Origin of the sequence: Streptomyces sp. A1136, from assembly GCF_004795055.1 — a bacterium.
GTDB lineage: Bacteria > Actinomycetota > Actinomycetes > Streptomycetales > Streptomycetaceae > Streptomyces.
This window is the reverse complement of sequence record NZ_SSBJ01000040.1, coordinates 34,543-59,820: the sequence shown is the minus strand read 5'-3', so window position 1 is coordinate 59,820 and position 25,278 is coordinate 34,543. Positions and strand designations below refer to the sequence as shown.

Here is a 25,278-nt window from a genome sequence, read left to right as displayed (position 1 = left end):
TTCAACCAGCTCAAAGGCTTCCGCGGCATCGCCACCCGCTACGAGAAGACCGCCACTTCATACGAAGCGGCGGTCACACTCGCATCACTTCTGCTCTGGGCAAGATCGATTTGAAGACGGACCCTAGCTGCGGGCTCTGACATGATCGCGTGGATCGGTTGAATGACTGGTGTGGTTCGATGCCAGGAACGAATGTTCCCGGTTCCGGTCAAGGGGATGAGGCGTGAACAAGTGGGCCGTCATGTTCAACGAGTTGGCTCAGGAGCGCCGCCCCATGGCACAGGGCCTCGCCTGGTTCGACGGCCTCCTCGTCGAGGAGCAGGTCGCAGCCCTGCGGCTCCTGTCTCACTACTGCGTCCAGGCGCGAGCCACCTCCGACGACGGGCCCGAGGCCATTCGCCGCGCCGGCCTCCGCGCGACCCACACTCCGGCAGTTCTGATCACACGCGGCCGGATCAACGAACAGCTGGGGAAGATCGCCAGTCTGGCTCCCTTGGACGAGCGCCGGAAGGCGTTCCGGCTGCTGATCTCAGTGCTGGCGGTTGCCGACCATCGCCGACGCCAGCGCTTCTGTTCCGACGGGTGCGGCCACCAGTGGCACCGGCTGCCCCGTGCCGACGTAGCTGAGATTGAGTGAGAGCTCTATCGGCCGCGGTATTCATCGAGCAACTGGAAGAACTGGGCAACCGAAGTTGATCCCACCGGCGTGGTCCGTTCAATTTCAGATGCCCAGCTGAGGGAGCTGGAGACCCCGCGATGATTCCGGAGCCAGCAGGTGAAGTCGCCTTCGGGCCAGAAGCCGAAGGGTTCATCGATGGAGTGGATACCCAGCGCGACGCAGTAGCCGGTGAGCATGGACTGCAGGTGCTGGAGCGAACCGTCGGGCAGCCACATGCCGGGGCGGAGGCGGATCTGGTCGAGGAAATCGTCGACGTCGGCGCACTCCTGCCAGTGCTTGACAGCGTTTTGGGGGCTCTCCTGGCTCGGCATGCCGATCAGCCTACGGCGGGGCACGCGAACCTACGTCAGAGTGAACGTGGTCGGGGCAGTCTGCCATCGGTTTCCATCCTGAGCCCTCCAAGATTCGGCGAACTTCTCGGTTTCCGGTGGTCGGCGACAGCATGATCGAGGCCGCCATCCTGGACGGCGAAGCCACCGTCAAACGCCTGCGCCGCGAGATCGGCCGGGTCTGGCTCATGCCGCACAACGCGGCGCATCAGCCGAACCCCGGCGACGACGCCGTTATCCTCGGCAAGGTAGTCGCCGTCCTGCGCCCGCTCTGAACCAGAGCGCCCCGCGCCGCCCATGGGACGCCCCTCGGCCGCGGCGTACGCACGCGGCCCCCTGCACGAGCCCGGCAGAACGCCGGCACCTACCAGCCCAACGACGGGACCCCGACTTGACCCTGATGCCCGGAGCACGCGTGCCGGGACGGACCTGGACGGTCCGCCTCACCGGCCACCCCGATCACACCGTGTCCGTCACCTGCAGCACCGCCGCCTGCCGGATGCCGCCCCGCTCGAAGGACGCCGCGAGCATGCGCCGCTTCGCCGCCGAGCACATCAAGGCCCACGGACGCCTCGCCGGCGCCCGCCTCAACGCCGCCTGCAGCTGCGGCAGCGCGCACTGCGCCCTCCACGAATCCGCCGTCCAGTGCGCCGGCAGCAGCCTGCTGGTCCTCGTCCACAACCCGGCCGTCGGCCAGGTCTGGACCCTGGCAGAGGTCTGCCAGACCTGCGCCCGGCACATCCCGCACATCACCATCCTGGCTGGGGCCAAGCCCGCCGTCCCCACCCCGGCGGCCCCTTCCGTGGAGCAGCCGGCGCAGCGCACCGCAGTACCGGGCGGGTTCTCCTCACCGGAGGCCGCTCCCGACCCCTCACCGGGCCGGCGCCGGCCCCACCGTCCGAACCGGTCGCGGGGCTGAGACGGGAGCGGCCCCACCGCCGAGCCCTCGCAGAGTTGCCCGCTCGCCGCTGGAGGCACGGCCTGGGTCAGCGGCGGGTGACGCCGTAGCCTTGAGGGCGGACGTCCAGACCTCCCGGTTGAACCACTTCGTGATGTCGAACTGCTCATGGACACCGGCCGCCGGCCCGAGGAGGTCTGCCGGCTGGAGCTGAACTGTCTGACCCGCGACAGCCAGGACAAGCCAGTCCTGCTCTACAACAACTGGAAGGAACAGCGGATCGGTCGCCAGCTGCCCATTCACGAGCCGACCGCCCAGCTGATCATCGCCCAGCAGGAACGCGTACGGGAACGCTTCCCCGACCGGCCCCCGTCGAAGCTGGTGCTGCTGCCCTCGCAGAACCTGAACCTGCGCGGGGACCGGTCGATCGACTCCAACCACCTGTCCGGCATGCACCGCGAGTGGGTTGAGACCCTGCCCGATTTCGTCCTCGACGACGGCACGGTCTTCGACAAGGAGAAGATCTTCCCCTACGCCTACCGGCACTCCTTCGCACAGCGCCACGCGGACTCGGGCGTCCCCGTCGACGTCCTGGCCGAACTCATGGACCACGACAGCTTCGAAACCACCAGGGGTTACTACCGCAACTCTCAGGAATTGCATCAGACGGGCGAGAAAGTGCAGGTCGCGAGGGCAGTCCAGGGTCCGGCGAGGGCTCTACCCTCATGCAACTTGGCGGCTTGAGCTGGGAGTTTGGCGATCAGATCCCATCTGATGCAGGATTTGCCCTCTGAAGGGGAGGGCGAGAGTGGGTCTACAGCGACGCGCCGATCTGGCGGGGGCAGCTCACCTGGAACTGGTCTCCGGGGTGGCCCAGCTGCGTCCACAGGACGCGATGGTCGAAGCCATGGTGCGGGGCTGGCGGGCCCAACAAGCCGCTCGCGGGCTCCGTGAGGACACGGTCACCGCCCGCGAAAGACTCGTACGGCGGTTTCTGGAGCACACCAACGAATACCCGTGGGCCTGGACGCCCGGCCACGTGGACGAGTGGTCACTGTGGCTGACCAGCGAGAAGCACCTCGCGCCGTCCACGATCCGCAGCTATCAGGGCAGCCTGCGCCTGTTCAGCGAATTCTTGATCGACGGCCGCTACGGCTGGTCGGCGGCCTGCGAGGACGCCTTCGGCACTCACCCCGTGGCCATCTGCCACGAGTGGAACACCATCACCCATCTCAACGACTACGAGGGGCGCCCCGAGGCGAGGCCGTTCACCCGTGAGGAGATCCAACGCTTCCTCGACTACGCCGATGACCAGGTCGATCGAGCGGTACGGGCCAAGCGCAAGGGAGCCCTCGCCGCCTACCGCGATGCCACCCTCTTCAAGGTCATCTATGGGTGGGGTCTGCGCCGGACGGAGACATCGAAGCTGGATGTGGTCGACTTCGGGCGGAACGCGAAGGCACCGCAGTTCGGCCGATACGGCACCCTCAATGTCCGCTACGGCAAGGCGAAGAAGGGGCAGCCGCCGCGCCGTCGGAACGTGCTGTCGGTGATGGACTGGGCGGTGGAGGCGGTCGCCGATTACGTGGAGAACGTACGGCCGCGGTTCGGCTACGAGGATCACCCCGCCTTGTGGGTGACCGAGCGGGGCGGCCGGGTCAAGCCGGCGGAGATCAACGCCCGGTTCATCGCCTACCGCGACGCGCTGAAGCTCCCGAAGGCGCTGACTGTCCACTCCGCTCGCCACTCCTACGTCACCCACCTCACAGAGGACGGGGTTGACCGGCGGTTTCTCCAGCAGCAAGTCGGTCACGAGAATGACAGCTCCACCGCTATCTACACCCACGTCAGCGACGACTTCATGAACACCATGCTCCACAGGGCACTTGCGCCCGCGCTCGCCCCGTTCCCCGCAATCAAGGACCGCTGATGGCCGCGAAGCTCGACTACCACTGGCACTTGCGCAAGGTCATGGCCGATCGAGGGCTGTTCTCCACCACCGACCTCATCCCGCTACTGGACGAACGGGGCATCACCCTGTCGTCCAGCCAGGTCTACCGGCTCGTCGTCGAGCGTCCCGAGCGGCTCAGCCTGAAGACCCTCATGGCGTTGCTCGACATCCTCAACTGCACCATGGACGACCTCATCGAGCCGACCGCCGCGGCGGGTGCCGGAACCGCTACCCGAACAAAGAAGGCTGTCGGTGCCGAGGCAGGCGTCGGTGAGCTGCGACCCAAGCGAGCCCGCATCCGCGGTTTCGAGCGGCCGTGACCGCACCCGGTCCTCCCGAGCGGGCCGTCTCCGACCCGATCGGGCTCATTGCGGACCTGGTCGCGGCCATCGAACATCAGCTGGAGCCGGACCGGATCCGTGCCGTGGTCGCCAGCGTCGCGGGCGGACGCTCGAAGTCACGCCTCCTCGCGGCACATCTCAGTGAGCATCCTCGCGTGCTGAACGACGGTCGCTCGCCGGTGCCCAGGGCCGTCGGCGCCCTGCTCATCGCCCTGCGTGAGGCCGGGGTCCAGACGGTCTCGCCGCCGTGTTGCGCCGAATGCGGCAGGCAGATACGAACGCTCCAGCGCCGCGGCCAGGACTGGTACTGCTGGAACTGCGGGCGGTCACAGCCCGAGCCGTGTGCTGCCTGCGGAAACACCCGCCGGGTCGCTTCACGCGACCGGACCGGGCGGCCGCGATGCGGCAAGTGCCCTGACGACGACGGACGTGACCCCATCGCAGTGATCGGCGCCCTGATCGCTGAACTGGATCCGCAGGCCGAACGGGAGGCAGTCTCCGAGGCGGTCCGTCGATCGGCACCTCGTCCCTCCTACCAGCGGAAACTTGCCTGGGCCCTGGAATCCCACCCAGCTCTGCTGACCGGCGACGGTCACCTCGCACCCCACCGCGCGATCCTCAAGCTGATCGACCTGCTGCACGAGGCCGGCATCGCCGGGATCGTCCGGCCGTCCTGCCCCGGCTGCCACAGAGTCGTACGCATCGACAAGCCTCTGGATGGAAAGCGGGTCTGCCGCATGTGCATCTCCCACTCCCGTATAGAGGAGTGCTCGGGATGCGGAGCCCGCCGAGAGCCCGCCACCCGCGACGACCAAGGCCGGCCGGTGTGTCCGAACTGCCTGGTCAGCGACCCGGCGAACCTGGAGACCTGCATCAACTGCGGCCGACGAAGGGTCGTGAACACCCGCACACCGGACGGCCCGCTCTGCCAAGGCTGCCCCTCCTTGCCCACCGCGACTTGCAGCATCTGCGACGCGGAGAAACCTTGCGGCACCTCCCGGACTACGGGTCGGCCATGGTGCCTGGACTGCCAGCGTCACTCTGCGCCGTGCTCGGCCTGCGGCGGCGTCGCGGCGGTCGTCTCCGGAACTCTCGACCAGCCCCTTTGCCTGGGCTGCACCGCGCCTGAGGTCTGGCACACCTGCCCCACCTGCAGCGAGCCCGATTACCCGCACCCCGGCCAGTGCGCTCGTTGTCTCATCAATCGGCGCCTCAACGAGCTCCTGGGCCCTCCGTCCGCTGCCCTCCATCCCGGTCTCGAAGCCCTGCGGAACAACATCGCCACCACCGAGCACCCACTCACCGCCAATCGGTGGCTGAACAAGCCGCTCGTGTCTCCGGTCCTGGCCGACCTCGCGGCCGGCAGACGAGCCCTGACTCACGAGGCCCTCGACGAGCTGCCCGACAGCCCGCCCCTCGCCCACCTCGCCAAGTCCTCGTCGGTGTCGGTGCCCTGCCCGAGCGGGACGAGTACATGGTCCGCCTCGAACGTTTCCTCACGGGCCTTCTCGCATCACAGCAAGACCCCGAACAGCGCAAAGTCCTGCATCAGTACGCGATATGGCACCTGGTCCGTCGACGACGCCGACGCAGCAACGGCCGCCACCTCACTCCGCAGCAGTTCGCATCCGCGCGTCAACGCACCCATGCGGCCGTCGCCTTCCTTACCTGGCTTCAGGCTCACGACCTCGCCTTGGAGACGTGCCGACAGGCCAACCTCGACCAGTGGCTCACCGACGACTCCGCGACCTACCGCCACACAGCCGGGCACTTCGTCCGCTGGGCTCGCGCCAACAAGCTCACCACCGTCCACGTCCCCGCTGTCCGCTGGCACGGCCCCACCCAGCCACTGGATGACGAGCACCGGTGGAACGTCGCACGCCGGCTCCTGCACGACGACACCCTCAAACCCGAAGACCGCCTCGCAGGACTGCTTCTCCTCCTCTACGCACAAGGGCCATCGGCGATCCACCGACTGACCATCGAGGACGTCGAGGTCGGCGCCCAAAAGGTACGTCTCCACCTCGGTAATGCACCCGTTCAGCTGCCCGAGCCCGTCGCCCAGCTGGCCCGCACCGTCGCCGCGAACCGCAAGGGGCACGCGACCATCGGCGCCCTGGCTCCCTCTACATGGCTCTTCCCCGGAGGCCAGCCCGGACGCCCGATCAGCACCACACAGTTGACGCAGCGGCTGAACAATCTCGGTATCCGCCCCAACCAGGCCCGCAGCACCGCTCTTTTCCAGCTCGCCACCGAGATCCCCGCCGCGATCCTCGCCCGCACCCTGGGCATCCACACCGACGTCGCCGTCGCCTGGCAACGCCTCTCGGCAGGCGACTGGGCCAACTACGCCGCCGAAGTGAGCTCGCGGACAACCACCATCAAGGAGTCCTCATCATGATTTCGCGCCCCTACGACGCGGTTCTCTGCGACATCGACGGTGTCCTTCGGCACTGGCCGAGCGCCGACGACCTCGAACGCAGCCACGGACTTCCCGAAGGCGCGCTCGCGGCCGCAGCCTTCGCGCCTTCCCGCCTGCACCCCGCGATCACCGGAGAAATCACCGACGAGCAGTGGCGCTCCGCAGTGGCCGAGGACCTCGCTGAAATCTGCGGATCGAGCGACCGCGCCCACGCCGCAGTCACCGCCTGGTCCGATCTGATGCCCCGTGTCGACCATGAGGTCGTGTCGCTCCTCACCCAGGCCCGCGCGGTCGCAACCGTCGCCCTGGTCTCCAACGCGACCACCCGGCTGGAGAGAGACCTCGCCCGACAAGGGCTCGACGATCTCGCCGACACCGTGGTGAACACTGCCCGCATCGGCCTCATCAAGCCCGATCCTCGCGTCTACCAGCTGGCCGCCGAGCGGGTCGGAGCCCCGGTCCACCGCTGTCTGTTCATCGACGACACCGCCGCCAACGTCACAGCAGCCCGCGACGTGGGGATGACCGCCCTCCACTACCGACAGATCGAAGATCTCCGCGCAACCCTGGCAGTCCTCGTCAGCGCGGCACCAGACGCGCAGCACAGGTGACCCGCAGGAGGCATTCGGACGGTTCCAATACCCGACGTCACCATTAGCGCCGGTTTCCCATCTGCAGCTGGAGTCGATCCTGGCCATGTGTCGGCGTACTTCGTTGAGTGCTCCACGAAGTACGGAGATACGTGCACCACGCGAGGCGAGCGACCTGGACGTGCTGTTCGGCGGTGAGCTCGCATGACCCGGCAGGGATCGCGGGCCAACTCTGGATCTTCCGGGCCAGGCGCAGGGGGGGGCAGGCAGGTGGACGAAGATGTCGAACCGCACGTTCGCTGTTCGCGGGGTGACATGACGGGCGAAGAGGCCGTCCACGATGACAACGGGCGGAGCTGGCCAACGCGGCGTCGGTGTCGTGCGCGAGACGCGTGAAATCCAGCGACCGGGGATCGCCGACGTCCAACCGCGGCACCCCGGGTTCATCCGGCTCCCAAACCCCCTGCTCAGGAGTGAGGAATTAGTAGTCGTCACCGCAGAGTACCCGCGCTGGCCCCCGGGGCGTCGTAGCCGCCAGTGCGGTAGCCAGTGTGGTCTTTCCCGCCCCGGCACCTCCAGTCAGCGTGACCAGCATGTTCTCTCCTCGCTGTCGTGGTGACGCCCGGAGCATCGCATACGACCCGAGGACTCACGCCACCAGGTCCGAGGCGCGCTCCACGAGGTGACCGTTCATGAAGCGGGCGCCGGCACGGACCAGGGGCACCAGGTGCGCCCCGGTGATCGCGCGCCAGCGGGCCTGTGCGGACTCGACCAGTTTGAACACCATCGCCAGGGCCGCCGCCGGGCTGCCGGCACCGCGGGTGACCTTCGTCCGCAGCTTGACCGTGGAGAACGTCGACTCGACACGTCGCAACCCGTCTCATACACGCCCACTGCCACCGCCGCCTCCGCGACGGCAGCACCGGGACAGCACTTCTGCCTGCCCGACAGCCCTCGCGGCTTGCTTGAGCCGGTTGCCTGGAAATCGGGCACGGCCGGATCTGAGGGGGCCCCAGCGCGGAGACGCGCTGAGGCTACCCGACGAGCTGTTCTTCTCCACCCTGACCCGACGTCTACTACGCCGCGGCCAGTTCGCCTTCCGCGACGAACTGGCCGCGGCCATCGACACCTTCGTCTTGGCCTACGACGAACACGACGCCAAGCCCTACCGCTGGCCCTACGACGGCAGCCCACTCAAAGCCGCATCAACCCCCGAAGGATCAACGCGGCGCTGCACTAGTGCTGGAAGAGTACTTCCGGATTGTTCGGCGAGGGGCCGTCCAGCAGCGGACTGTGGATCCCCTTCAGCGTCTGGTCGAAGAACGCCGTCACGTACTCGCGGGTGATCACCAGCCCGCGTTCCGGGGAGAGGCCCTGCGTCGGGAACCCGGCCTGCTTCTTAAGCAGGTCCAGGTCGCTGAAGTTGAAGTGGTCGGCGTCGGTGACCGTCAGCCACTCCTTGTAGCCGCCGAGGGCGGCCCATGCCTGCTCCCACGTGGTGTTGTGGCCGCCGGCCGAGTGGTTTTCGGCCGTGCCCAGCATGAGGAACGGCCGGTTGATCTGGCCGGGCATCGGGGTCGGGTGGAAGGTGCCGTCCATGTTCACTCCGGCCCGTACTCGCGGGTCGGCGATCATCGTGGCGGCGGCCGACGCTCCGCCGAGGGAGTGTCCGGCCATGCCGATCTGGTGCTTGTCGATGAGGTGTGCCAGGCGCCACGCGGTATTGCCGTGCGTCAACTGGTCGATCACGAAGGACACATCCGTCGCGCGGCTGGCGACGACGGAGTCGAGGTTGAGCGCCGGGTTGTCGCAGATCACGCACGACGACGTCTGGCCGTTCGCCAGCGTCTCGCCGCTGTCCTCGTTGGTGTGGCCGACGAGCGCGACGACGTAGCCGTGGCTGGCCAGGTCGGTCGCGAGCGCGGTGAGCGTCATGCGCGGGTTCTCGTGCGCGGCTGAGAGGACCACCAGCGGATACTTGCCCCTCTGCGGCCGCGCGCCGTCGAAGGCGTGGGTGGTGACGCTGGAAAGGGTCTGCGGGGTGACGCCGGAGCTCGCCGGCGTCTTCTGGCGCTGGAGGATTCCGGCTGCCTCGCCGAGGGTCATGTAAGGGGCCGGAGTCCCGGTCCCGGGGACGGCCGGATAGATCATCGTGACGGTCAGTTGGCGGGGGCCGGATGACGGCACCCACGGGTCGGTACGGTTCGCGTCGGTGAGGTGGATGACCTCCTTGCCGGCGGCGTAGGGGCCGGTCGGCGCGGGGAGGGTGCCTTGGAAGGACCGTGTGGGCGCGGTGGCCGTGGCCGTGGCCGGTGCGGTGTCGAACGCGTGCGTGGCCACCGATGTGGCCACCGGTGTGGCCGACGGTGTGGTCGTGGCGGCGAACCCGGTGCCGGTTCCGGTGACGAGGGCGGCGAGCGCCAGCGCCGCGACAGCGCTGATACGGCGATTGCGTTTCATGGGATCGACGCTAGGTTCCGCAGCTCCTCCGTCGCGTCGGCCGGTGGATGTCACCGTTCCCCAGGCCGTCGGCCCGGGGGTGTACCCCGCGTACATCCCCGGGGCGACGCGCGGAGCCGACGCCGCTGAATACGATCTCCGTATGGAAGAGCTTCTCCAGCGTCTCTCGACATCGAAGCGCGTGACCTGGCTGACGGACCGGGCCGTGGTACTGGCCACCGCCTGCTTCTACGCGCTGATGCTCTGCTGGTCGATCCGTCGTGGTCCCGGCCTGTTCCGGTTTCCCGGCCTCGGGCCCTTCCAGATGATGGGTCTGTGCGTCGTGCTCGCCCTTCCGGTTCTGCTGATGCGCCGTCTGCCGGCGGCGGTCTTCGCGGCGATCCTGGGCGAATCGGTCCTCGGCGACCTCTTCGGCGTGCGGCCCTTGATCGTGTTCGTCCTGCTCGTCTTCTTGGGCGGGCACCTCGCCGTCCGGCGGCCAAAGGCTGCCGCCGTCGGCTCCGTCGCGGCCGTCGCGGCCGCGTTCGTCGAGAACATCCACGTCTACCCCGGGGAGACCGTCAGCGACGCGGCCCAGTGGGCCGGGCAGTTCGCGTTGTGGTTCGCGGTCGCGTGGGTCTTCGGGGGGGTGTATCGCAAACGCCGTGAGTACCTCGGAGCCTTGCATGAGCAGAGGGCGGCCCGCGCCGTCATGGCCGAGCGGCTGCGGATCGCCCGCGAACTGCACGACAGCGTCGCGCACAGCATCGGGATCATCACGGTGCTGTCGGGAGCGGCGGCGCGGGTCGTGGAGACCAAGCCCGAGCAGACGCGGCAGGCGCTGACCGGCATCGAGTCCACCAGCCGCCAGACGCTGCTCGAGCTGCAGCGCATGCTCGGAGCGCTCCGCCGCGCCGAGCCGGACGACGCCATGCCGGGGGCCGCTCCGCTGGCGCCGGCCGGCAGCCTGGCGGATATCCCGCGGCTCGCCGAACGCACGGCCGACGCCGGGGTGCGGGTCCACGTGGCCTGGCGGGGCGAGCGGCGTCTGCTGCCGCCGGAGATCGAGCTGTCGGCGTTCCGGATCGTCCAGGAGTCGGTGACGAACGTGGTGCGGCATTCCGGGGCGCGGACGTGCCGGGTCGCGGTCGGATACGAGCCGGAGGGAGTGACGATCGAGGTGGTGGACGACGGGGGCGACGGTCCCGGCGGGCCCGGCCGTCCCAGGCGCTCGGCGGCGGCCGGCGGGAGCGGCTTCGGCCTGCTCGGCATGCGCGAGCGGGTGTCGCTGCTGTCCGGCCAGTTCAGCGCGGGCCGGCGTCCGGAGGGCGGATTCCGGGTGGCTGCGAGGCTCCCGGCATGAGCGTGCGAGTACTGCTGGTCGATGACCAGCCGCTGATGCTGGTCGGGCTCGGGATCCTGATCGGCGGCACCGCCGACCTGGAGGTGGTCGGGGAGGCCGGCGACGGCGTCGAGGCGGTGCGCCTGGTGCGCGAGCTGCGGCCGGACGTCGTGGTGATGGACATCCGGATGCCGGGCATGGACGGGATCGAGGCGACCCGGCAGGCGACCGCCGAGCCGGACCCGCCCAAGGTGCTGGTGCTGACGACCTTCGACGACGACGAGTACGTCTACGGCGCTCTGCGCGCCGGCGCCAGCGGATTCCTGCTCAAGAGCATGGCCCTGGACGCGGTCCTGGCCGCGATCCGCGTGGTGGCGGCCGGCGACGCGTTGCTCGCGCCGAGCGTCACCCGACGGCTGATCGCCGCCTTCGCCGGAACCTCCGCCACCCCCGCGGCCCCCGCACCGGCCACCGAGCCCGCCCAGGACTCACGTCTCATCGCTGGGATCACCGACCGGGAGCGCGAGGTGCTGGCACTGGTCGGACAGGGGCTGTCGAACGGTGAGATAGCCGAGCGGTTGGTGATCAGCGGGGCGACGGCGAAGACCCATGTCGCGCGTCTGTTCGCCAAGCTCGAGGCCCGGGACCGCGTCCACCTGGCGATCATCGCCTACGAGAACGGACTCACGCCGGGTAGACGGTAGGGCAGGGTGAGAAAGAGCAATAGTCAAGACCTGTGAACGAGATGACGTGCGAGCAGGCTGCGGCACCCACCGAGTTCGATCCTATGCTGACGGTCGTGCAGGTACTGGGTGTGAGCAATGAGGACGAGATGGTCGCCTGCTTCTTGAGCGGCGAGCTGTCTAGCCAGAGGTTCGGACAGAACCTCCGGCCCCATCTGGCGGTAGCCGGGCAGGCAGAGCAGTTGCTGACGCATCCGGACCTCTCCGACGCTGGAGCGAACTTCGCACGTCGCGCTCTGCTCGCCGCGACGCGGGTACGGCGAGAACCGTGACCTGTTCGAGAACTTCCCCGCTCACGTCACATGGACCAGGGCACTCCTGTCCACCGACGAGGCGGCCGACGTGCGGTACCTCGACTATCCCTACTGGGTCGAACTGTCGGGTGGCAGCCGCCGGCCGGCCGACGCGGCCGCACGCATCAAGGCAGGGCTACGGGGCGTTCGACGTGCCCAACAAACCGTTCGTCGACGCGGCCCACGCGTTCATCAGAGGTGAGCGATTTCCTCCGCTCACCTCGTCGGAGAGAGGCAGGACAACCTGGTCTGCCTTGAGGGCCACCTGCGCCTGACCGCCTACGCCCTCGCCGGCTTCCCGGCCGACATCGAGTGCCTGATCGGCACCGCGCCAGCCATGGGACGCTGGGCGCGGTAGTCCAGTCGCGCCAAGCTCTCGCCGCCCCAAATCAGCCTGACTGAGGATAGGCCAGCTCAGCCATGGGTCGGCTGGTGGCTCCTTCAGCCAATCAGGCTGCCTGCTCCTCGCGTTCGACGAGGACGCCGTTCTCGAACCGTGCCCCGGCGCGGACCAGGGGCACCAGATGGGCACCGGTGATCGCACGCCATCGAGCCCGAGCTGACTCGACCAGCTTGAACACCATCGCGAGCGCGGCCGCCGGGCTGCCCGCACCTCGCGTGACCTTGGTCCGGAGCTTGACCGTCGAGAACGTCGACTCGATCGGGTTCGTGGTCCGCAGGTGGATCCAATGCTCGGCCGGGAAGTCGTAGAACGCCAGGAGTTCCTCCCGGTCGGCGGTGATTTTCGCGACGGCCTTGGGGAACTTGGCGCCGTAGGTCTTCGCGAACGCCTCGATCGCCTTCTCCGCGTGGCCGCGGTCCTCCGCGTTGTAGATCTCCTGCATCGCCTTCGTCGCCCCGGGCTGCGCGGACTTGGGCAGGCAGTTCGTGACGTTGCGGGATTTGTGGACTCAGCACCTCTGCGGCCGTGCGGCCGGGAACACTTCGGCGAGCGCCCGCCACAGGCCCATCGCGCCGTCGCCGACCACCAGCTCGGGGTCACGCATGCCGCGTCGGCGGCAGTCTCGCAGCAGGTCGGCCCACGACTCGGTGGACTCCCGCAGGCCCTCGGCCAGGGCGATGAGTTCCTTGGTGCCGTCCAAACGGACCCCGAGCAGGACCAGGACGCACGAGTGCGCCTGGCCGAGGCGGACCTTGGGGTGCACGCCGTCGGCCCACACGTAGACGAAGTCGCGGTCGGACAGCTCCCGGGCCTGGAAGGCGGCGTGATCGTCGCTCCACTGCCTGGTCAGCCGTGTCACGGTGGCGGGCGACAGGCCGGCGGTGCCGCCGAGAAACTGCTCCAGAGCGGGCACGAAGTCCCCGGACGACAATCCGTGCAGGTAGAGCAGCGGCAGGACCTCGGAGATCTTCGGCGACTTGCGGCACCACGGAGCCAGGATCTTCGAGGAGAACCGCTTGCGCTCGCCCGTGACTTCGTCGACGCGGCGGTCGTTCACCCGCGGTGCCCTGACCTCGACCGGGCCGGCCGCGGTGACCACGGTCCGGATCTGATGGTGGCCGTTGCGGACCACGAGACGTCGGCCGGCAGAATCGGTCTCGGCAGTCAACTCGGCTATGTACTGGTTGACTTCCGCCTCCAGCGTGGCGGCGAGCATCCGGCGGGCGCCCTCACGGACGATTTCGTCGATCAGGGAGCCGGACTGGGTCGAGCCGTCGTCGGTGACTACGCTGAGCACGGGCGTGCCTTCCCAACCCGCGCTGCAACGCGGGCCTATTCGGAGACCATCAAAGGATCATTCGGGAAGGTACGCCCTTCGCGTTCCCTCGCCGATCCACAGGTTCCGAGCATTGCTCTCAAGGCCCGGCACTCTGACAGCGGACGCCGTCGCTTTTGAAGCCAGCAAGGCAGCAGGGGCGGGGAAGTTGTCGGTCAGCGTGGAGAGCAGGCGGTTGAAGCCCGAGTGCGGTCACGGACAATTGGCAAGCGGCCGAAGTGGACGCGGGTCTTCAAGGGCAGCCGAGCGATGAGGGCGCCTTACCAGCCGCGGTCATTCACCCGGCCGCGTTCGACGGTCACGTTCGGGGGCCAGACGCCATGCTCGATGAGGTGTGCCACGGCATGGCCGGCGGCATCGAAGGTGACGGTGTCGCGGTCGTCGTAGCTATCGACCTGTCCGGTGGACATTACGTAGCCGCCGGAGCAGCCTGCACCGCGTGGATCGACGAGGTGCTCATCGAGCTCGCCTGACCGACCCCTCAATGTGACCTTCGCACGTTGGCCATTGGTGACCACAGCCAGGAGCTCACCAGTGTCATTTTCAAACCAAGTCTCCTGGCTCGCCCAGTCCCACCGGTGTCGAAGCAGGTGTCGAGCTTCTTCGCCGGAGTACGCATGACCGGCGGAACCTTGCAGATGCCAGCGGTTGGTGTAGGACACGGCGCTCCTGTTTTGATCTTGCTGCGTGGGAAATGGACAGCCAGGGGGACAGCGGGGCCGATGGGAGGGGCCGCCCAGGGCTGGTGCCCACCGTACGAAGAGCCCCGCTTCCGATGCGAGGCGGGGCGGGGCGGTGGTAAGAGGGGCACGGCGAGCTTGGGCTCCCATGCTTCTCGCCTGGCACCGGATGACGACGGACGTCGCTCTGGTGCGCCCCGCGATGTGCGCCACCGGACCGATCCGGTGTGCGCCACCCGACGATGCGCGACAGTCTCGCGCGCACCCGGTACACCGCCCCCCCCGCACAGCACCGCGCCCCCCGGTCCGAGCTTTCGTCTGCGCCGACCGTGCCGGTCCGCGGTGCGGCTGCGAGCGTGGGCGGATGTTGCTGCGACGCCTCATCGCGATGGACATGCGTCCGGTCGCGATCGACCGACTCGGCCAGGACGCACCGCTCGCCGCACTCAAGGCAGCCCGCACACTGGAGATCATCGCCCAGCGCACCGCACACTGGCCGGCGCGGCATGCCCGCGCTCAAGAGCCCGCCGCCGTGGCGGCCGCGCTGGGCCTGAACACTGATGAGGCCCGCAAGCTCACGGCCAGGTACGGCGGCTGGAGCCGCTGACCTGTGGTCGGCCCTGGCTCGACCTCTCGGAAGCACACAGGGTCCTTCCCCCCAGCCCAATCACGCCAGACCCTGACCAGTGCGAGTAGCAGCGGCCTACCGCTGGGGTTGAATACCGGGAGCCGCTCGTGCTCTCGATTCGGCGGCTGCACCCACCTCAACCTCGGCCGCAGCGCACTCGCCGACCTGAAATGGTGTACAGCTGCCATCGCCCGCCACGGAGCTCGGCTCGGCGTGCGCCTGTCCGTCCGCACCACCGGTCGACGTTCGAGGCGATGGCGACGCTGTTCTTCTCCTCGGCGGCTTCGACGAGCTCGTTCACCAGCTTTGTCACCAGGACGTGACATAGCGGTTCGGGACATCGGAAGTTGACGGGCCGCCACTGCCGTCACTGTCATCTGCGTGCCTCGCCGCCCCATCTGCCCGGCCACTGGCGGTCCCTGATGGACGTCACCCCTGTGTGATATGCGGCCGATGGTGATCTCGGGCGGACCCGACTGTGAAGGCCGAGTAGAGATAACCCGATGTTCACCGCAAGGCTCTATCCGCGTAGATGCGGGGAGTGGTGTCATTCCGTCAGCCGAGCCCCACGCTCGACGCACCCGCCACCCCCACACTTGCGGAGATCCCCATGCGTGCGATACGTCGTCTCACCGCCACTACCGCTTCGATAGCCCTCGCCACCGCGGGACTGATCGCCGCCACCGGCAGCACCGCCCACGCCACCGCCGCCTCCACCACGGCCACCTGCTCCCAGGCGTACCTGCCGCGGCCCGTCTCCTCCTGTCAGCCGGGCGCGCTGAACCCCAACGTCACGCAGGCGAACATCCACTCCACGATCTGCGTGGGCGGCTACAGCTCCTCGATCCGACCCTCCACCAGCTACACCAACGCCTTGAAGGTGAAGCAGATCGCCGAGTACGGCTACGCCGACACCAATACGGCGGACTACGAGGAGGACCACCTCGTCGCACTCAGCCTCGGCGGAAACCCCACGAGCCCGCAGAACCTGTGGCCCGAGCCCCGCTACCAGGCCGGCGGCTCCACGGCGGGGGACAAGGACACCGTGGAATACAAGCTGTACAAGGCGGTCTGCGCGGGCACCATCCAGCTCGCTCCGGCACAGCGCGCCATCGCCACCGACTGGACAACGGCGCTGGCCGCCGTCGGCCTCAACTGACACCCGCCGCCCGCGGCGGCGAGGAGCACCGGCCGCGTGGGGCGCGGCGTAAACTGCCGCCCCCGCGCTGAACCGGCTCTCACGGTGCTTCGTCGATGATCGCCTGGGATCCGGGGCGCACCACGATCCCGGTGGGAAGTCGACCCGACGGGCGCGGCGGGTCCGGCGAACCCAACTCCGGCTCCACCTGGTCGACGGCTGCCTCACCACCGCAAGCCTGGCTATCAACCCACCGACCCCACCCTGAAAACCTCAGTAACAGCAAGAGAGCACCGTTTTTGATGGGGGCCATGACCTTCCCGTTCCTGCCCCCGCCCTCCGCGCTCGGCGCGATCCAGCGCGTCCTGCTGGTCGCCCTCCTCACCCCGGCCGTCTGGCCGATCCCTTGACGGCGCTGGCGGCCGGCGCCACCCCGTCAGTACAAGGACGCTGCAGGTCAGTGGTGCCCACCGCGCACAGCACGGTGGGGGAAGCCGATGGCGGACGAGGGACGCCGCCTGTCAGCACGGGGCCAGGACACCTCGCCGAAGGAGCAACGTCAGACCCCCCGGGTACGGTCGGCCTCATGAACGATCAAGAGAATCGCCGGTCGTCGATCCATGCATTTGCAACGTGGGAGCCGCTGCTGCAGCTCATACGGGCAGAGAACGTGGAGCGGCTTGCCGTGCCGGGCGGTCGGGTGGTGGGCCGTATCACGCGCAGCGCCTGGAGCGTGCCCCTGCAGCAGATGCACAACGACGCCGTGCTGCGGGTGCGCGACGTCCTGGTGAAGGACGGCATCGGTGCCGTGACATTCGTGATGGAGACGGAGACGTCGGGACGCACCCGGCTCCACCTCCTCATACCCAGCAGGGCGGTGGAGCTCGGCTTCGCATTCAACCCAGGTGCGCTCGTCCTGGTTGAGGACGCGCTTCCTGAGCCCTGGCGGCGCCTTCCGGACCCGACGCCGGGGGCGGTTTCGGCGGCTTCGGCGGACCTGGCGCTGCTCGAACGGACGGTGCGCGGACGACTGCCCGACGCCGTCGGCGCCACCGACGCCGAGATCGCGGGGGCCGAGTCGCGTCTGGGCATCCCTCTGCCCGAGGAGCTCAAGAGCCTGTATCGGGTGACACGGGCCCAGTGGGCGGACTGGAGGGGCGACCACGAGGCGGCGAGCCGCCATTCCGAGGCGGTCCGCTGCGAACTCTTCGATCTCGAAGGCTTGTACGTCGCCGAAGCGAGAACCCGCGAGTGCCCCTGGCATCACGCGGCGATGGAAGCGGTCCAGACACCGCCGACGGCGGCCGTGCAGGGACTGGCCGGTTCGCCGGGCTGGATCGCGTTCGCCGACAACGGAGGAGGCGACCGACTGGCCATCGATCTGACCCCAGGCCCCCACGGCCACACCGGGCAGGTCATCCTTATATCCCACGAGGAGGAGATCGGCGCCCGCCTCCTCGCCGACTCCCTGACCGACCTGCTGCTGGACCGGCCCCCCACGCAATCCGACGGCGCAGAGCCCCACGCACCGGCCGCGACCTCCTTCGCCTACGACCAGGAGACCTTGGAGAACGCCGTGCATCCCGACTTGGAAACCCTGACCCTCGGCGCGCAGGGCGCACATTCAGTCAGCCTTGCGCCGCTCATCGGGCTGCCCAGGCTGCGATCCCTCGTCGCCCAGCCTGGGACTCTCGCTGACCCCACTGAGATCGCGGGGCTGACCGGGCTTGAGTACCTGGAGCTTGGATCCCCGGAGTGGGGTGCCCTTCTCGATGCAGACGCCGTCCCGCAGGGCCTGTTGGCGGCTGCTGTCAACGGGCCCTTCGACGAAGACCCCCTGGCCGTCGCCGGTCTCGCCAACGAACTCCTCGCCCTGTGGGGCCGGCCCCGCATCCTCCAGACCGTCGTCGAGGGCGACCTCGGCCCGCAGGCCTAGGGCGGGAGAGCCAAGCGGGGACTAGGACATGTCCGGCCGATCATGTAAATGTCTCGTGCCGGGTCGTTGCCCTGGACTCAGACTGCCGGGCGACTTGCGCCGGAATCGCGCTGGATATCCGGTGATCTTTACATCGCCACACCCTTGACCTCAATCACGCTTGAGGTGTGACGATGATCCACATGGCCACGGAATCCACATCCCAGGCGGCGGACATCGAAGCGATCAGCCAACTCGTCGCCACCGTCGAGCACTCCCAGCAGAACAAGGACCCCGAAGAGTTCCTCGGCCTCTTCCACCCGGACGCGGTCTGGACGACGGCCCACGGCAAGGTCCTCATCGGCCTCGACGCGATCTCGGAGTTCACCCGCACGGTCCTCCCCGCGGCGAGCTGGGACGGCAAGGTCACCTACGAGGTGGTCCACGTGCTCTTCATCCGCCCCGACGTCGCGGCGGTCAAGGTCCGTCAGCGTTACCTGGCTCCGGGCGAGGAGAGCGAGGGTGCCCCCCTGTACGTGATCTCGAAGCAAACCGACGGCCGGTGGCTGCTGACCGCCTGTCAGAACACGGGAGTCGTCGCCGACTAGGACTTGTCCGGTCGATCATGTGACTACTCCGCGCTCGGGTCGTTGATATGGGCATGGGGCGGGGTGATCTGACAGACGCTGAGTGGGAACGGTTACGGCCGTTCCTGCCTGTCAGTAACAGGCGTTGTGGCAGGTGGCGGGATCACCGGCAGGTGATCGACGGAATTCTGCACCGAGTGCGGACCGGGGTGCAGTGGCGTGACCTGCCCGAACGGTTCGGGCCGTGGAAGACCGTCTGTGAACGCCACCGGCTGTGGTCGGCCGACGGCACGTGGGAGCGTCTGCTCCAGCAGGTCCAGGCCGCAGCCGATGCGGCAGGTGAGATCGACTGGGACATCTCGGTCGACTCCACCATCGTGCGTGCTCATCAGCACGCGGCCGGCGCTCGGACCGAGCCGCCTCCGGCGCCTGCGTCAAAGGGGGCCGAGGAGGTGGAACACCAGGGCGAAACGCCATGGCAGAGCCTGGTCGCCCGCCTGGTGGAGGTGGTGCTGGAGGTGAGGGCTTGGGCCGCTCGCGGGGAGGATTCACCAGCAAGGTCCACCTGAGCGCGGACGGACGCTGCCGCCCGTTGTCCCTGGTGGTCACCGGTGGACAACGGGCGGACTGCACTCAGTTCAGCCCGGTTCTGGAGAAGATCCGGGTTCCCAGGACCGGTCCGGGCAGGCCGCGCAAGAAGCCCGACAGCCTGGCTGCCGACAGGGCTTACAGCAACGGACCCTGCCGTGAGTACCTGCGACGACGGGGCATTCGGCACACGATCCCGGAGAAGACCGACAGTCATGCCGCCCGCCTGCGAAAGGGCTCGCGCGGTGGACGGCCGCCCGGCTTCGACGAAGACCGCTACAAGAAGCGCAACACCGTCGAACGGGCGATCAACCGCCTGAAACAGTCCCGGGCAGTCGCCACCCGCTATGACAAGCGCGGGTACGTCTTCCTCGGCACCGCCACAGCAACAGCCCTCGTCATCTGGCTGCGAACTTGATCGCCCGGACAAGTCCTAGACGAAAGCGCATCTGCCCGGCAGCCTGCCGGGATCCCCACGTGTTGCGACATCGTCGAGCGTATGGCTCCTGACGCTGGGCCAACTCGTATCCCTCGACTAAGACCGTGTCCTACATGGTCAGTTTGAGGAGGCGTTTGTAGCAGCAGAGGGCTGCGGCGAGGCCAAGAAAGGCCAGGTAATTGCGGGGATGCCGTTCATAGCGGTGGTTGAGCCGGCGGTAGTCGGTCAGCCAGGACATGGTCCGTTCGATGACCCACCTGTGGCGCCCGAGTTGCTTGCTGGACTCGATGCCCTCCGCGCGATACGGGCGCCGATGCGCTTGCCCCAGAGCCATTTCCGCAGTTCAGGGATGTCGTATGCCTTGTCAGCATGCAGGCGCTGGGGCTTGGAATCGGCTGCGTGGGATTCGTGTCCCATGTGGAAATGGGACAGCATCGGCTTCAAGGCCTGGCTGTCGTGGGTGTTGGCCGCGGAGAGTCCGACGCGTAGGGGCAGTCCGGCCGCGTCGGACAGGACATGCATCTTGGAACCGGACTTACCCCGGTCCACGGGGCTCGGACCTGCAAGTTCGCCCCCTTTTTAGCGCGGACATGAGCGGAGTCCCGGCAGTCTCTCAGAAGTGCCTCGCACAACATGCCGGTCTCGAGAAGACTTTTGCGAACGGCGGCCTGCGGAAACGCGATCATCCCGAAGGGTCTCGCAGAACTCATGAGAAACGCCGTGTGTCACGTCCGTCTCCGAAGGCCTTCCACCACACCAAGCGGGTTGGCCCGCCACAGCACGGGGGACCAAAGGGTTCGATGTCAGTGCACCCACGTACGGTCTGCCCATGGATGATCAGTGGTCGCCTTCGTTCTCGATAGATGACGTCAGAACCTTGGAGCCCGTGCTCCGGTTCCTGAGGGACAGCAACGCGAACAGGCGTGCTCCTTCCGTCGGGGATCGCACATGAGTGAAATACCGGCGCCTGAAGCAGAAGACGTAAGACAGGCGTGGAGCCGCGTCACCAACTGGCTCGAACAGAACGCTCCCGACGTTTTCGCGACTCTTGGCGGCCCAGGCAGTTCGACAGCCGTCAGCGATGCTGAAGAGCGCATGGGACTGAAGCTGCCGAAGGAACTGCGGCAGTGGCTCCTGGCGAACGACGTCGGTACTGGGAAGCAACCCGATGCCGGCTCATGTCTGGTGGCGCTGGGATGCGCGGGAGTCATCCCCAGCGGCGGCCTCCTTCTCGGGCTCACGGACATCGAGCGTGTCTACTCACACAAGGTGGACATGGAGGAGATGGAACCCTCCGAAGACTCGGACTATCCGTCCTGGCGCCGTGAGTGGGTGCCGATCGTCGCGGAGAGCGACGGCTTCTACGGCAGGTTCCTGAACACCCGGACTGGAGGCGTCGGGTCTTGGAATGAGGGCTCCAACCCCGAGGAGGGAGAATTCACCTCGTTGTTCGCCTTCTTTCAGGATGTAGCGGACCATCTGGAAGGGGTCTCCTCGGGCGTCGCAAGGGAGAGCACCGGGGGCCGGATGCACAATCACGGTCCGGAGGGCGAGGCGATACGGCTCTGGGCCCGCGCGAACGGCTACCTCGTCAATGACAACGGACGCATCCTTGCCTCCATCCGCGAGGCGTACGAAGCATCACTGTGAGCAGTCCGGCAGCGAAGTCGCCGACCAAGGCGGCAGCAAGCCCATTGGTGCCCTGGTTTCCTGACGCCGTCAGTCCGCGCCGTCCTCGTCGTCGCGAGGACCAGTCGCGCTCCATTACAGCAGGAGCACCGATCGCCGCCGCCAGTCGGCCGGTGGCACACGATGCGGTACGGCGGCATGCCGCTGCGGCAAGGACTCAGGGAACTCGGAGAGGAACTGGCCGAGCACGTCGCCGCGCGTACCGTGCCCGACCCCGCCCTGCACCTCCGAGTCGCGCGCCGCGCTGATCACAGCCGCGGAGTGCGCCATGGGTGCGTGCCTAGCCTCGCGTGCTTCCCCGACGGTGACTTTTCGGTGCATCTCCCGCTCGTGACGGAGACCCTCACGAGCGAGGAGCTGTATTACGAGGAGACGTGGGAGCCGACTGCCCCCGTGACCTCGGCGCGGACGTGGACGGATGCGTTCGCGTGGTCCGTGATCAGCGGACTGATATGGGAGCGGAAGCTGGATGATCGGTCCTCTCCTGCGCGAGGACTACGCCGCCGCCATCCGTGACGGCGTTCCGTACTCGAAGCGGGAGTCGGTGTCCGACCCGGCCGACGTCGTGGAGATGGACGCGTTGTGCGGCTACCTGACCGTCGTCCAAGGGCCCTACCAGGGCGTGCTCCCCGGCCCGGTGCCGCTGGCCAAGCGGGACGCCGCCGAGCGGGCGCGTACTGCCGAGCAACTCGATGTGGCCGGGACGCGGACGTCGGACCAGCGGCTGTTGTGCGTCCTCCCGGACGACGACCAGGACGAGTGCGAGCAGGCCCTTCGGGAACGACTGGTGACGCGCCGAGAGAGCGTTGGCGCGGACCCGGCTGCCCGGAGCCTGCTGCCGTTGGGAGCCGTCACGCTGGCGACCATCGCCAGTCTGGCGCACGGCTGGCAGTTGGGTACCCGATCCGCCTACCTGCCTGAAGCGCTGCTGAGTGCCCCGCAGCAGTAAACGGCCCGCGCCCGTACCAGCCCCCGCCGCCCCGAGCGGCCCACGGTCACGAACGTCCCGTCCTCACTCGCCAGTGGCCGCATCAGTCAATGGTTCGCGCTCGGGCTGTCCGCCCAAGAAACCGGGACCCGACTGACCACAGCCAGCCCTGCTTCAGAGCCCGGGGACCGGGCGGCCGACACCGACTGGCGCCGGCCCGGCCCCGCCGAGGTATGGGCCCCGGTGGGCTGGCTGCGGCACCACCGGCAGGCAGGCATACGAACGTGGCTACAAGGTCATCGTCGAATCTGACGTCACGGCCGCCGACGACGGCAGATCCCCAGGGCCGGACGGGGCGTCGCCAGGTCACCCTCCTGCGGCCCGAGGCACCGAGGATCGCGGGAGCATGGTCGAGGACAGCTTCAACGCCCTGGACGAGCAGACCGTCACCGTGCCGGGCACCGAGGCGGCCGCGCTGATCGTCCCGAGCCTGGCCGGACCCCTGACCGCCGTCCTTGACCAGCGGAAACTGCCGGCTGGGCGGATCGAGGAGCTGCTGGAGGCTCACTCCCTCTTTCCAGGGCAAGCACCACACCCGGGCCTTGGCCGCGAGGCCGGGTCGCCCGGGCCGCTGGAGGGCCGAGGCGTAGTGTGCCGGGTGTGATCGAATTGAACTTCCCGTCGGGGGGCCGGAGTCGTCCGGCGAAGTCATCCGTGGCGCTGGCGCTTGTCCTCGTGGTCGTCGAGGGGGTCACAGCGTTCGTCCGGCTCGGTGCGGTGGGGTTCTGCTGGCTGGTGGGCGGGTATCGCCCTCCTCGCCCCGCTTGTCCTCCTGTCGTGCCGGAGTTGGAGCAGGGTCGGGGCCGACGGAATAACCATCTCTTGGGGTCTGGGGCACGGCCGCACATACCCCTGGCACGAGATCCAGTGGATTGACGTGCGCGAGACCAAGGGCCAGGGTTCGTCCTCGCACGCGGTCCGAATGTTCCTCTCGGGCGGCCGGCGTCGTTCGTTGCCCGGGCTCTACCGCAGTGACATGCACCCCGCCCCCGACTTCGACGAGCAGTTCCAACGGGTCGTCAACTGGTGGGAGCTGAGCACGGACCAGACCGCACGGGTTCGGCCGTCCGAGCAGTTCCGAGACCGGCTGACTCCGACCGTGGTCGGACTGGTCGGAACCATTGCCTTTGTCGTCGTGATGTTCGCCGCCTTCGTGATCGTAAGGCAGCTCTACTGATCTTTCGTAAGTTCGGTGGGTGTTGTGGGTGGATGGTCAGGCCGGTATGGGCGAGGAAGGACCATGGCAGTTGTGGGTTGTCGTTGATGCGGTGGATGCCTTGCTCGGTGGCGTCGGCGACATCGGCGAGGTGGTCGCCGGCGAGGTTGGCGAGTTCACGTTTCTTGAGTGAGGACCACAGCAGCTCCACCGGGTTCAGCTCGGGTGCGTAGGCGGGTAATCGCTCCAGGGTGAGCCAGTCCTGGCCGGCGACCCAAGCCCGCATCGCCCGGCTCCAATGGGCGGAAAGGCCGTCCCAGACCAGGACCACCCGCTCGCCGCGGTAGAACGCCTTCATCTGCTCCAGGACCTCGATGAGGGTGGCGGTGTCATAGCTGCCGGGCTTGAGATGGAAGCACAGGCGGGCCCCTCGGTCGGGGTCGGTGGGGTGGTAGCCCAAGGCCCCGGCCATCGATGCACGCTTCCAGTTCAGGCGGTGCCGCAGGAGCGGGGTCCGGCCTCGGGGCGAGTAGGTGCGGCGGATCTGAGGGAGCAGGGAGACGCCTGATTCGTCGAGGAACACGATCCAGGCACGTGTGTTCACGGCCCCTCAGGGCGAGCGCCTCCCGGACTGGCTCGACGCCGTCCGCCAGGACGACCTGCCTAGCCTCCACACCCTCGCTGCCGGCATCGACCGCGACCTCGACGCCGTCACCGCCGGATTGACCCTGCCCTGGAGCTCGGGCGCGGTCGAAGGGCATGTCAACCGGATCAAGATGCTCAAGCGCCAGATGTGCGGGCGGGCTTCCACCTTCTCCGCAAGCGCGTCCTACTGGCATGACGGAGAGCGGCCGCGGCACGGACGTCGAGCCAGAGCCTGTGAAAGCGAACAAATCAAATGCAGTCAGGTGTTGGCGCAATCGTCGATGACGGCGCAGGCGAGGCGGATGCCGCCCAGATAGTTGGAGATGCCGTCATCGCCTTGCATGTGGGGCGCGTCCTTGAACCACTGCCGCCACAGGCCGCCCTCCTGAAGGAAGGGGTTGGCCAGCTCGCCGTTCAGGACGGAGTCGGTGTACGCCAGGGCCCCCATGGCCGTCGGCTGGTCGTAGGCAAGGTCGGGCCGACGCAGGTAGCGATCCAGGTAAGCGGCAATCAGGTCGGCGTCCCGTGTGGTGCCGAAACTCGCCAGAGCCACGCAGTAGGCCCCACCCGCGCAGCAGACCTCGCTCTTCAGCAGCAGCGCTCCCAGACGCTCGCGGAAGTGGTCACGGCGCGAAACAGCGACGAGCCATGCCGCGGTCCGCCGCTCGCGCCAGCTGCCCTCGAAGAGGACGGTGAGCTCGGCGTCGGAAACAGTCTTCGCATCAGCGGCCAGGGCATGAACGAACGGCTCGTACTCCTCGCGCGACATGCGAAGTACTGCTCCGCCAAGCTTCAGGTAGCGGCGTGCCGGGAGGCAGTAGCGGCGGTACAGAGCCTGTATCTCGGGGTCGTAGCGGATCACCACCCCATCCTCTCGCAGGTCGGATGAGTACGGTTTCGACAGCACGCAGCGTTATTGCTCCACAGAAGATGAGCCAGAGCCAGAAATGGTTCTGGCTCACTTTCTGTGAATCATCACGCGGAGTGACCTTTGTCGGGCGGGCGGGGCCTCCGGAAGCTGCCTGAAAATGATTCGCCCCCAGTGTGGTGTGGCTGACA

25 protein-coding genes and 8 pseudogenes are annotated in these 25,278 nt (G+C 68.0%); 24 read left to right on the top strand and 9 right to left on the bottom strand.

Annotation, left to right across the window (positions count from 1 at the left end; all coding sequences use genetic code 11):
• Both E6R62_RS30550 and E6R62_RS30545 read left to right on the top strand, forming a co-directional pair.
• A pseudogene (locus E6R62_RS30550) lies at positions 1-114 on the top strand (IS5/IS1182 family transposase); the annotation flags it as partial.
• 109 nt (positions 115-223) lie between these two features.
• Positions 224-637: a DUF5958 family protein gene (locus tag E6R62_RS30545; RefSeq protein ID WP_136216712.1), complete on the top strand. Its 414-nt coding sequence runs from the start codon at positions 224-226 to the stop codon at positions 635-637.
• A 5-nt stretch (positions 638-642) separates the two neighbouring features.
• Here E6R62_RS30545 and E6R62_RS30540 read toward each other — a convergent pair whose 3' ends face one another.
• Entirely contained in the window at positions 643-990 is a 348-nt protein-coding gene (locus E6R62_RS30540; RefSeq protein ID WP_136216711.1) for a hypothetical protein, read from the bottom strand.
• 116 nt (positions 991-1,106) lie between these two features.
• Here E6R62_RS30540 and E6R62_RS30535 point away from each other — a divergent pair, with 116 nt between their 5' ends.
• The 5 genes from E6R62_RS30535 to E6R62_RS30515 all read left to right on the top strand — a co-directional run bounded on the left by E6R62_RS30535 (position 1,107) and on the right by E6R62_RS30515 (position 4,177).
• Complete coding sequence (locus tag E6R62_RS30535) at positions 1,107-1,283, top strand: LexA family protein (protein ID WP_368773877.1); 177 nt, start codon at positions 1,107-1,109, stop codon at positions 1,281-1,283.
• Between the two features lie 140 nt (positions 1,284-1,423).
• The gene (locus tag E6R62_RS30530; RefSeq protein ID WP_240801998.1) at positions 1,424-1,927 is read left to right on the top strand and encodes a hypothetical protein; all 504 of its coding nucleotides are present in this window, start codon (positions 1,424-1,426) and stop codon (positions 1,925-1,927) included.
• Positions 1,928-2,074: 147 nt separating this feature from the next.
• Positions 2,075-2,650 carry a site-specific integrase gene (locus E6R62_RS30525; RefSeq protein WP_136216709.1) on the top strand — a complete coding sequence of 192 codons (576 nt, stop codon included), beginning with the start codon at positions 2,075-2,077 and terminating at the stop codon, positions 2,648-2,650.
• 64 nt (positions 2,651-2,714) lie between these two features.
• On the top strand, positions 2,715-3,836 hold the full coding sequence (locus E6R62_RS30520; RefSeq protein ID WP_136216708.1) for a tyrosine-type recombinase/integrase: 1,122 nt from the start codon (positions 2,715-2,717) through the stop codon (positions 3,834-3,836).
• Entirely contained in the window at positions 3,836-4,177 is a 342-nt protein-coding gene (locus E6R62_RS30515; RefSeq protein ID WP_206308890.1) for a helix-turn-helix transcriptional regulator, read from the top strand. Before E6R62_RS30520 ends, E6R62_RS30515 begins: the two co-directional genes overlap by 1 nt.
• Positions 4,178-5,711: 1,534 nt before the next feature.
• Here the strand turns inward: E6R62_RS30515 and E6R62_RS40370 are convergent.
• Complete coding sequence (locus E6R62_RS40370; RefSeq protein ID WP_206308889.1) at positions 5,712-5,882, bottom strand: hypothetical protein; 171 nt, start codon at positions 5,880-5,882, stop codon at positions 5,712-5,714.
• Between the two features lie 9 nt (positions 5,883-5,891).
• On the opposite strand from E6R62_RS40370, the gene E6R62_RS40365 reads away from it, so the two are divergent.
• Together E6R62_RS40365 and E6R62_RS30505 are read left to right on the top strand one after the other, a co-directional pair.
• On the top strand, positions 5,892-6,599 hold the full coding sequence (locus E6R62_RS40365) for a hypothetical protein (protein WP_206308888.1): 708 nt from the start codon (positions 5,892-5,894) through the stop codon (positions 6,597-6,599).
• Complete coding sequence (locus tag E6R62_RS30505; protein WP_240801997.1) at positions 6,596-7,231, top strand: HAD-IA family hydrolase; 636 nt, start codon at positions 6,596-6,598, stop codon at positions 7,229-7,231. Before E6R62_RS40365 ends, E6R62_RS30505 begins: the two co-directional genes overlap by 4 nt.
• 628 nt (positions 7,232-7,859) lie before the next feature.
• Here the strand turns inward: E6R62_RS30505 and E6R62_RS30495 are convergent.
• Both E6R62_RS30495 and E6R62_RS30490 read right to left on the bottom strand, forming a co-directional pair.
• Positions 7,860-8,075: pseudogene (locus E6R62_RS30495) on the bottom strand (IS256 family transposase); the annotation flags it as partial.
• Positions 8,076-8,446: 371 nt separating this feature from the next.
• Positions 8,447-9,670 carry an alpha/beta hydrolase gene (locus E6R62_RS30490; RefSeq protein ID WP_240801996.1) on the bottom strand — a complete coding sequence of 408 codons (1,224 nt, stop codon included), beginning with the start codon at positions 9,668-9,670 and terminating at the stop codon, positions 8,447-8,449.
• Between the two features lie 142 nt (positions 9,671-9,812).
• Between E6R62_RS30490 and E6R62_RS30485 the strand changes: the two genes are divergently transcribed.
• From E6R62_RS30485 to E6R62_RS41355, 3 genes are read left to right on the top strand one after another with little or no spacing between them, the layout of a single operon-like run.
• Positions 9,813-11,012, top strand: coding sequence for a sensor histidine kinase (locus E6R62_RS30485; protein ID WP_206308887.1), 1,200 nt, complete (start codon positions 9,813-9,815; stop codon positions 11,010-11,012).
• Positions 11,009-11,695 (top strand): response regulator transcription factor, encoded by a 687-nt coding sequence (locus tag E6R62_RS30480; protein WP_136216706.1) that lies wholly within the window; start codon positions 11,009-11,011, stop codon positions 11,693-11,695. Before E6R62_RS30485 ends, E6R62_RS30480 begins: the two co-directional genes overlap by 4 nt.
• Positions 11,696-11,727: 32 nt before the next feature.
• Positions 11,728-12,006 carry a hypothetical protein gene (locus tag E6R62_RS41355; protein WP_240801995.1) on the top strand — a complete coding sequence of 93 codons (279 nt, stop codon included), beginning with the start codon at positions 11,728-11,730 and terminating at the stop codon, positions 12,004-12,006.
• 470 nt (positions 12,007-12,476) lie between these two features.
• Here E6R62_RS41355 and E6R62_RS30470 read toward each other — a convergent pair.
• Both E6R62_RS30470 and E6R62_RS30465 read right to left on the bottom strand, forming a co-directional pair.
• Positions 12,477-13,727: pseudogene (locus E6R62_RS30470) on the bottom strand (IS256 family transposase).
• A gap of 299 nt (positions 13,728-14,026) precedes the next feature.
• Positions 14,027-14,428, bottom strand: coding sequence for a hypothetical protein (locus tag E6R62_RS30465; RefSeq protein WP_136216705.1), 402 nt, complete (start codon positions 14,426-14,428; stop codon positions 14,027-14,029).
• A gap of 382 nt (positions 14,429-14,810) precedes the next feature.
• Here E6R62_RS30465 and E6R62_RS30460 point away from each other — a divergent pair, with 382 nt between their 5' ends.
• The 5 genes from E6R62_RS30460 to E6R62_RS30435 all read left to right on the top strand — a co-directional run bounded on the left by E6R62_RS30460 (position 14,811) and on the right by E6R62_RS30435 (position 19,720).
• Complete coding sequence (locus tag E6R62_RS30460) at positions 14,811-15,053, top strand: hypothetical protein (protein ID WP_136216704.1); 243 nt, start codon at positions 14,811-14,813, stop codon at positions 15,051-15,053.
• A 631-nt stretch (positions 15,054-15,684) separates the two neighbouring features.
• The gene (locus E6R62_RS30455) at positions 15,685-16,233 is read left to right on the top strand and encodes a hypothetical protein (RefSeq protein ID WP_136216703.1); all 549 of its coding nucleotides are present in this window, start codon (positions 15,685-15,687) and stop codon (positions 16,231-16,233) included.
• 565 nt (positions 16,234-16,798) lie between these two features.
• Positions 16,799-18,148, top strand: a complete 1,350-nt coding sequence (locus E6R62_RS30445) for an SMI1/KNR4 family protein (RefSeq protein WP_136216702.1) — start codon at positions 16,799-16,801, stop codon at positions 18,146-18,148.
• A 173-nt stretch (positions 18,149-18,321) separates the two neighbouring features.
• The gene (locus E6R62_RS30440; RefSeq protein WP_206308892.1) at positions 18,322-18,735 is read left to right on the top strand and encodes an SgcJ/EcaC family oxidoreductase; all 414 of its coding nucleotides are present in this window, start codon (positions 18,322-18,324) and stop codon (positions 18,733-18,735) included.
• A 53-nt stretch (positions 18,736-18,788) separates the two neighbouring features.
• Positions 18,789-19,720 (top strand): IS5 family transposase gene (locus E6R62_RS30435; RefSeq protein WP_240802001.1). Its coding sequence is split into 2 segments (ribosomal slippage): positions 18,789-19,152 and positions 19,152-19,720, totalling 933 coding nucleotides; the frame shifts between segments, so codons are not numbered across the junction.
• A gap of 130 nt (positions 19,721-19,850) precedes the next feature.
• Here E6R62_RS30435 and E6R62_RS30430 read toward each other — a convergent pair.
• A pseudogene (locus E6R62_RS30430) lies at positions 19,851-20,263 on the bottom strand (IS5 family transposase).
• Positions 20,264-20,689: 426 nt separating this feature from the next.
• On the opposite strand from E6R62_RS30430, the pseudogene E6R62_RS41920 reads away from it, so the two are divergent.
• The 6 genes and pseudogenes from E6R62_RS41920 to E6R62_RS41340 form a co-directional block, all read left to right on the top strand.
• Positions 20,690-21,154, top strand: a pseudogene (locus E6R62_RS41920) (SMI1/KNR4 family protein); the annotation flags it as partial.
• A gap of 33 nt (positions 21,155-21,187) precedes the next feature.
• Positions 21,188-21,391 (top strand): histone-like nucleoid-structuring protein Lsr2, encoded by a 204-nt coding sequence (locus E6R62_RS41345; RefSeq protein WP_240802000.1) that lies wholly within the window; start codon positions 21,188-21,190, stop codon positions 21,389-21,391.
• A gap of 508 nt (positions 21,392-21,899) precedes the next feature.
• Positions 21,900-22,379: an Imm49 family immunity protein gene (locus E6R62_RS30420; protein ID WP_136216699.1), complete on the top strand. Its 480-nt coding sequence runs from the start codon at positions 21,900-21,902 to the stop codon at positions 22,377-22,379.
• Between the two features lie 335 nt (positions 22,380-22,714).
• Positions 22,715-22,932, top strand: a pseudogene (locus E6R62_RS30410) (IS110 family transposase); the annotation flags it as partial.
• A gap of 363 nt (positions 22,933-23,295) precedes the next feature.
• Positions 23,296-23,595: a hypothetical protein gene (locus tag E6R62_RS39880; RefSeq protein WP_168714223.1), complete on the top strand. Its 300-nt coding sequence runs from the start codon at positions 23,296-23,298 to the stop codon at positions 23,593-23,595.
• Between the two features lie 19 nt (positions 23,596-23,614).
• Positions 23,615-23,767, top strand: a complete 153-nt coding sequence (locus tag E6R62_RS41340; RefSeq protein ID WP_240802002.1) for a hypothetical protein — start codon at positions 23,615-23,617, stop codon at positions 23,765-23,767.
• A 39-nt stretch (positions 23,768-23,806) separates the two neighbouring features.
• Here E6R62_RS41340 and E6R62_RS41335 read toward each other — a convergent pair.
• Positions 23,807-24,157, bottom strand: a pseudogene (locus E6R62_RS41335) (transposase); the annotation flags it as partial.
• Between the two features lie 94 nt (positions 24,158-24,251).
• Here E6R62_RS41335 and E6R62_RS30400 point away from each other — a divergent pair.
• Positions 24,252-24,415, top strand: a pseudogene (locus E6R62_RS30400) (ISL3 family transposase); the annotation flags it as partial.
• 63 nt (positions 24,416-24,478) lie between these two features.
• Here the strand turns inward: E6R62_RS30400 and E6R62_RS30395 are convergent.
• Entirely contained in the window at positions 24,479-25,081 is a 603-nt protein-coding gene (locus E6R62_RS30395) for a DUF6000 family protein (protein WP_136216698.1), read from the bottom strand.
• Positions 25,082-25,278 lie beyond the last annotated feature (197 nt).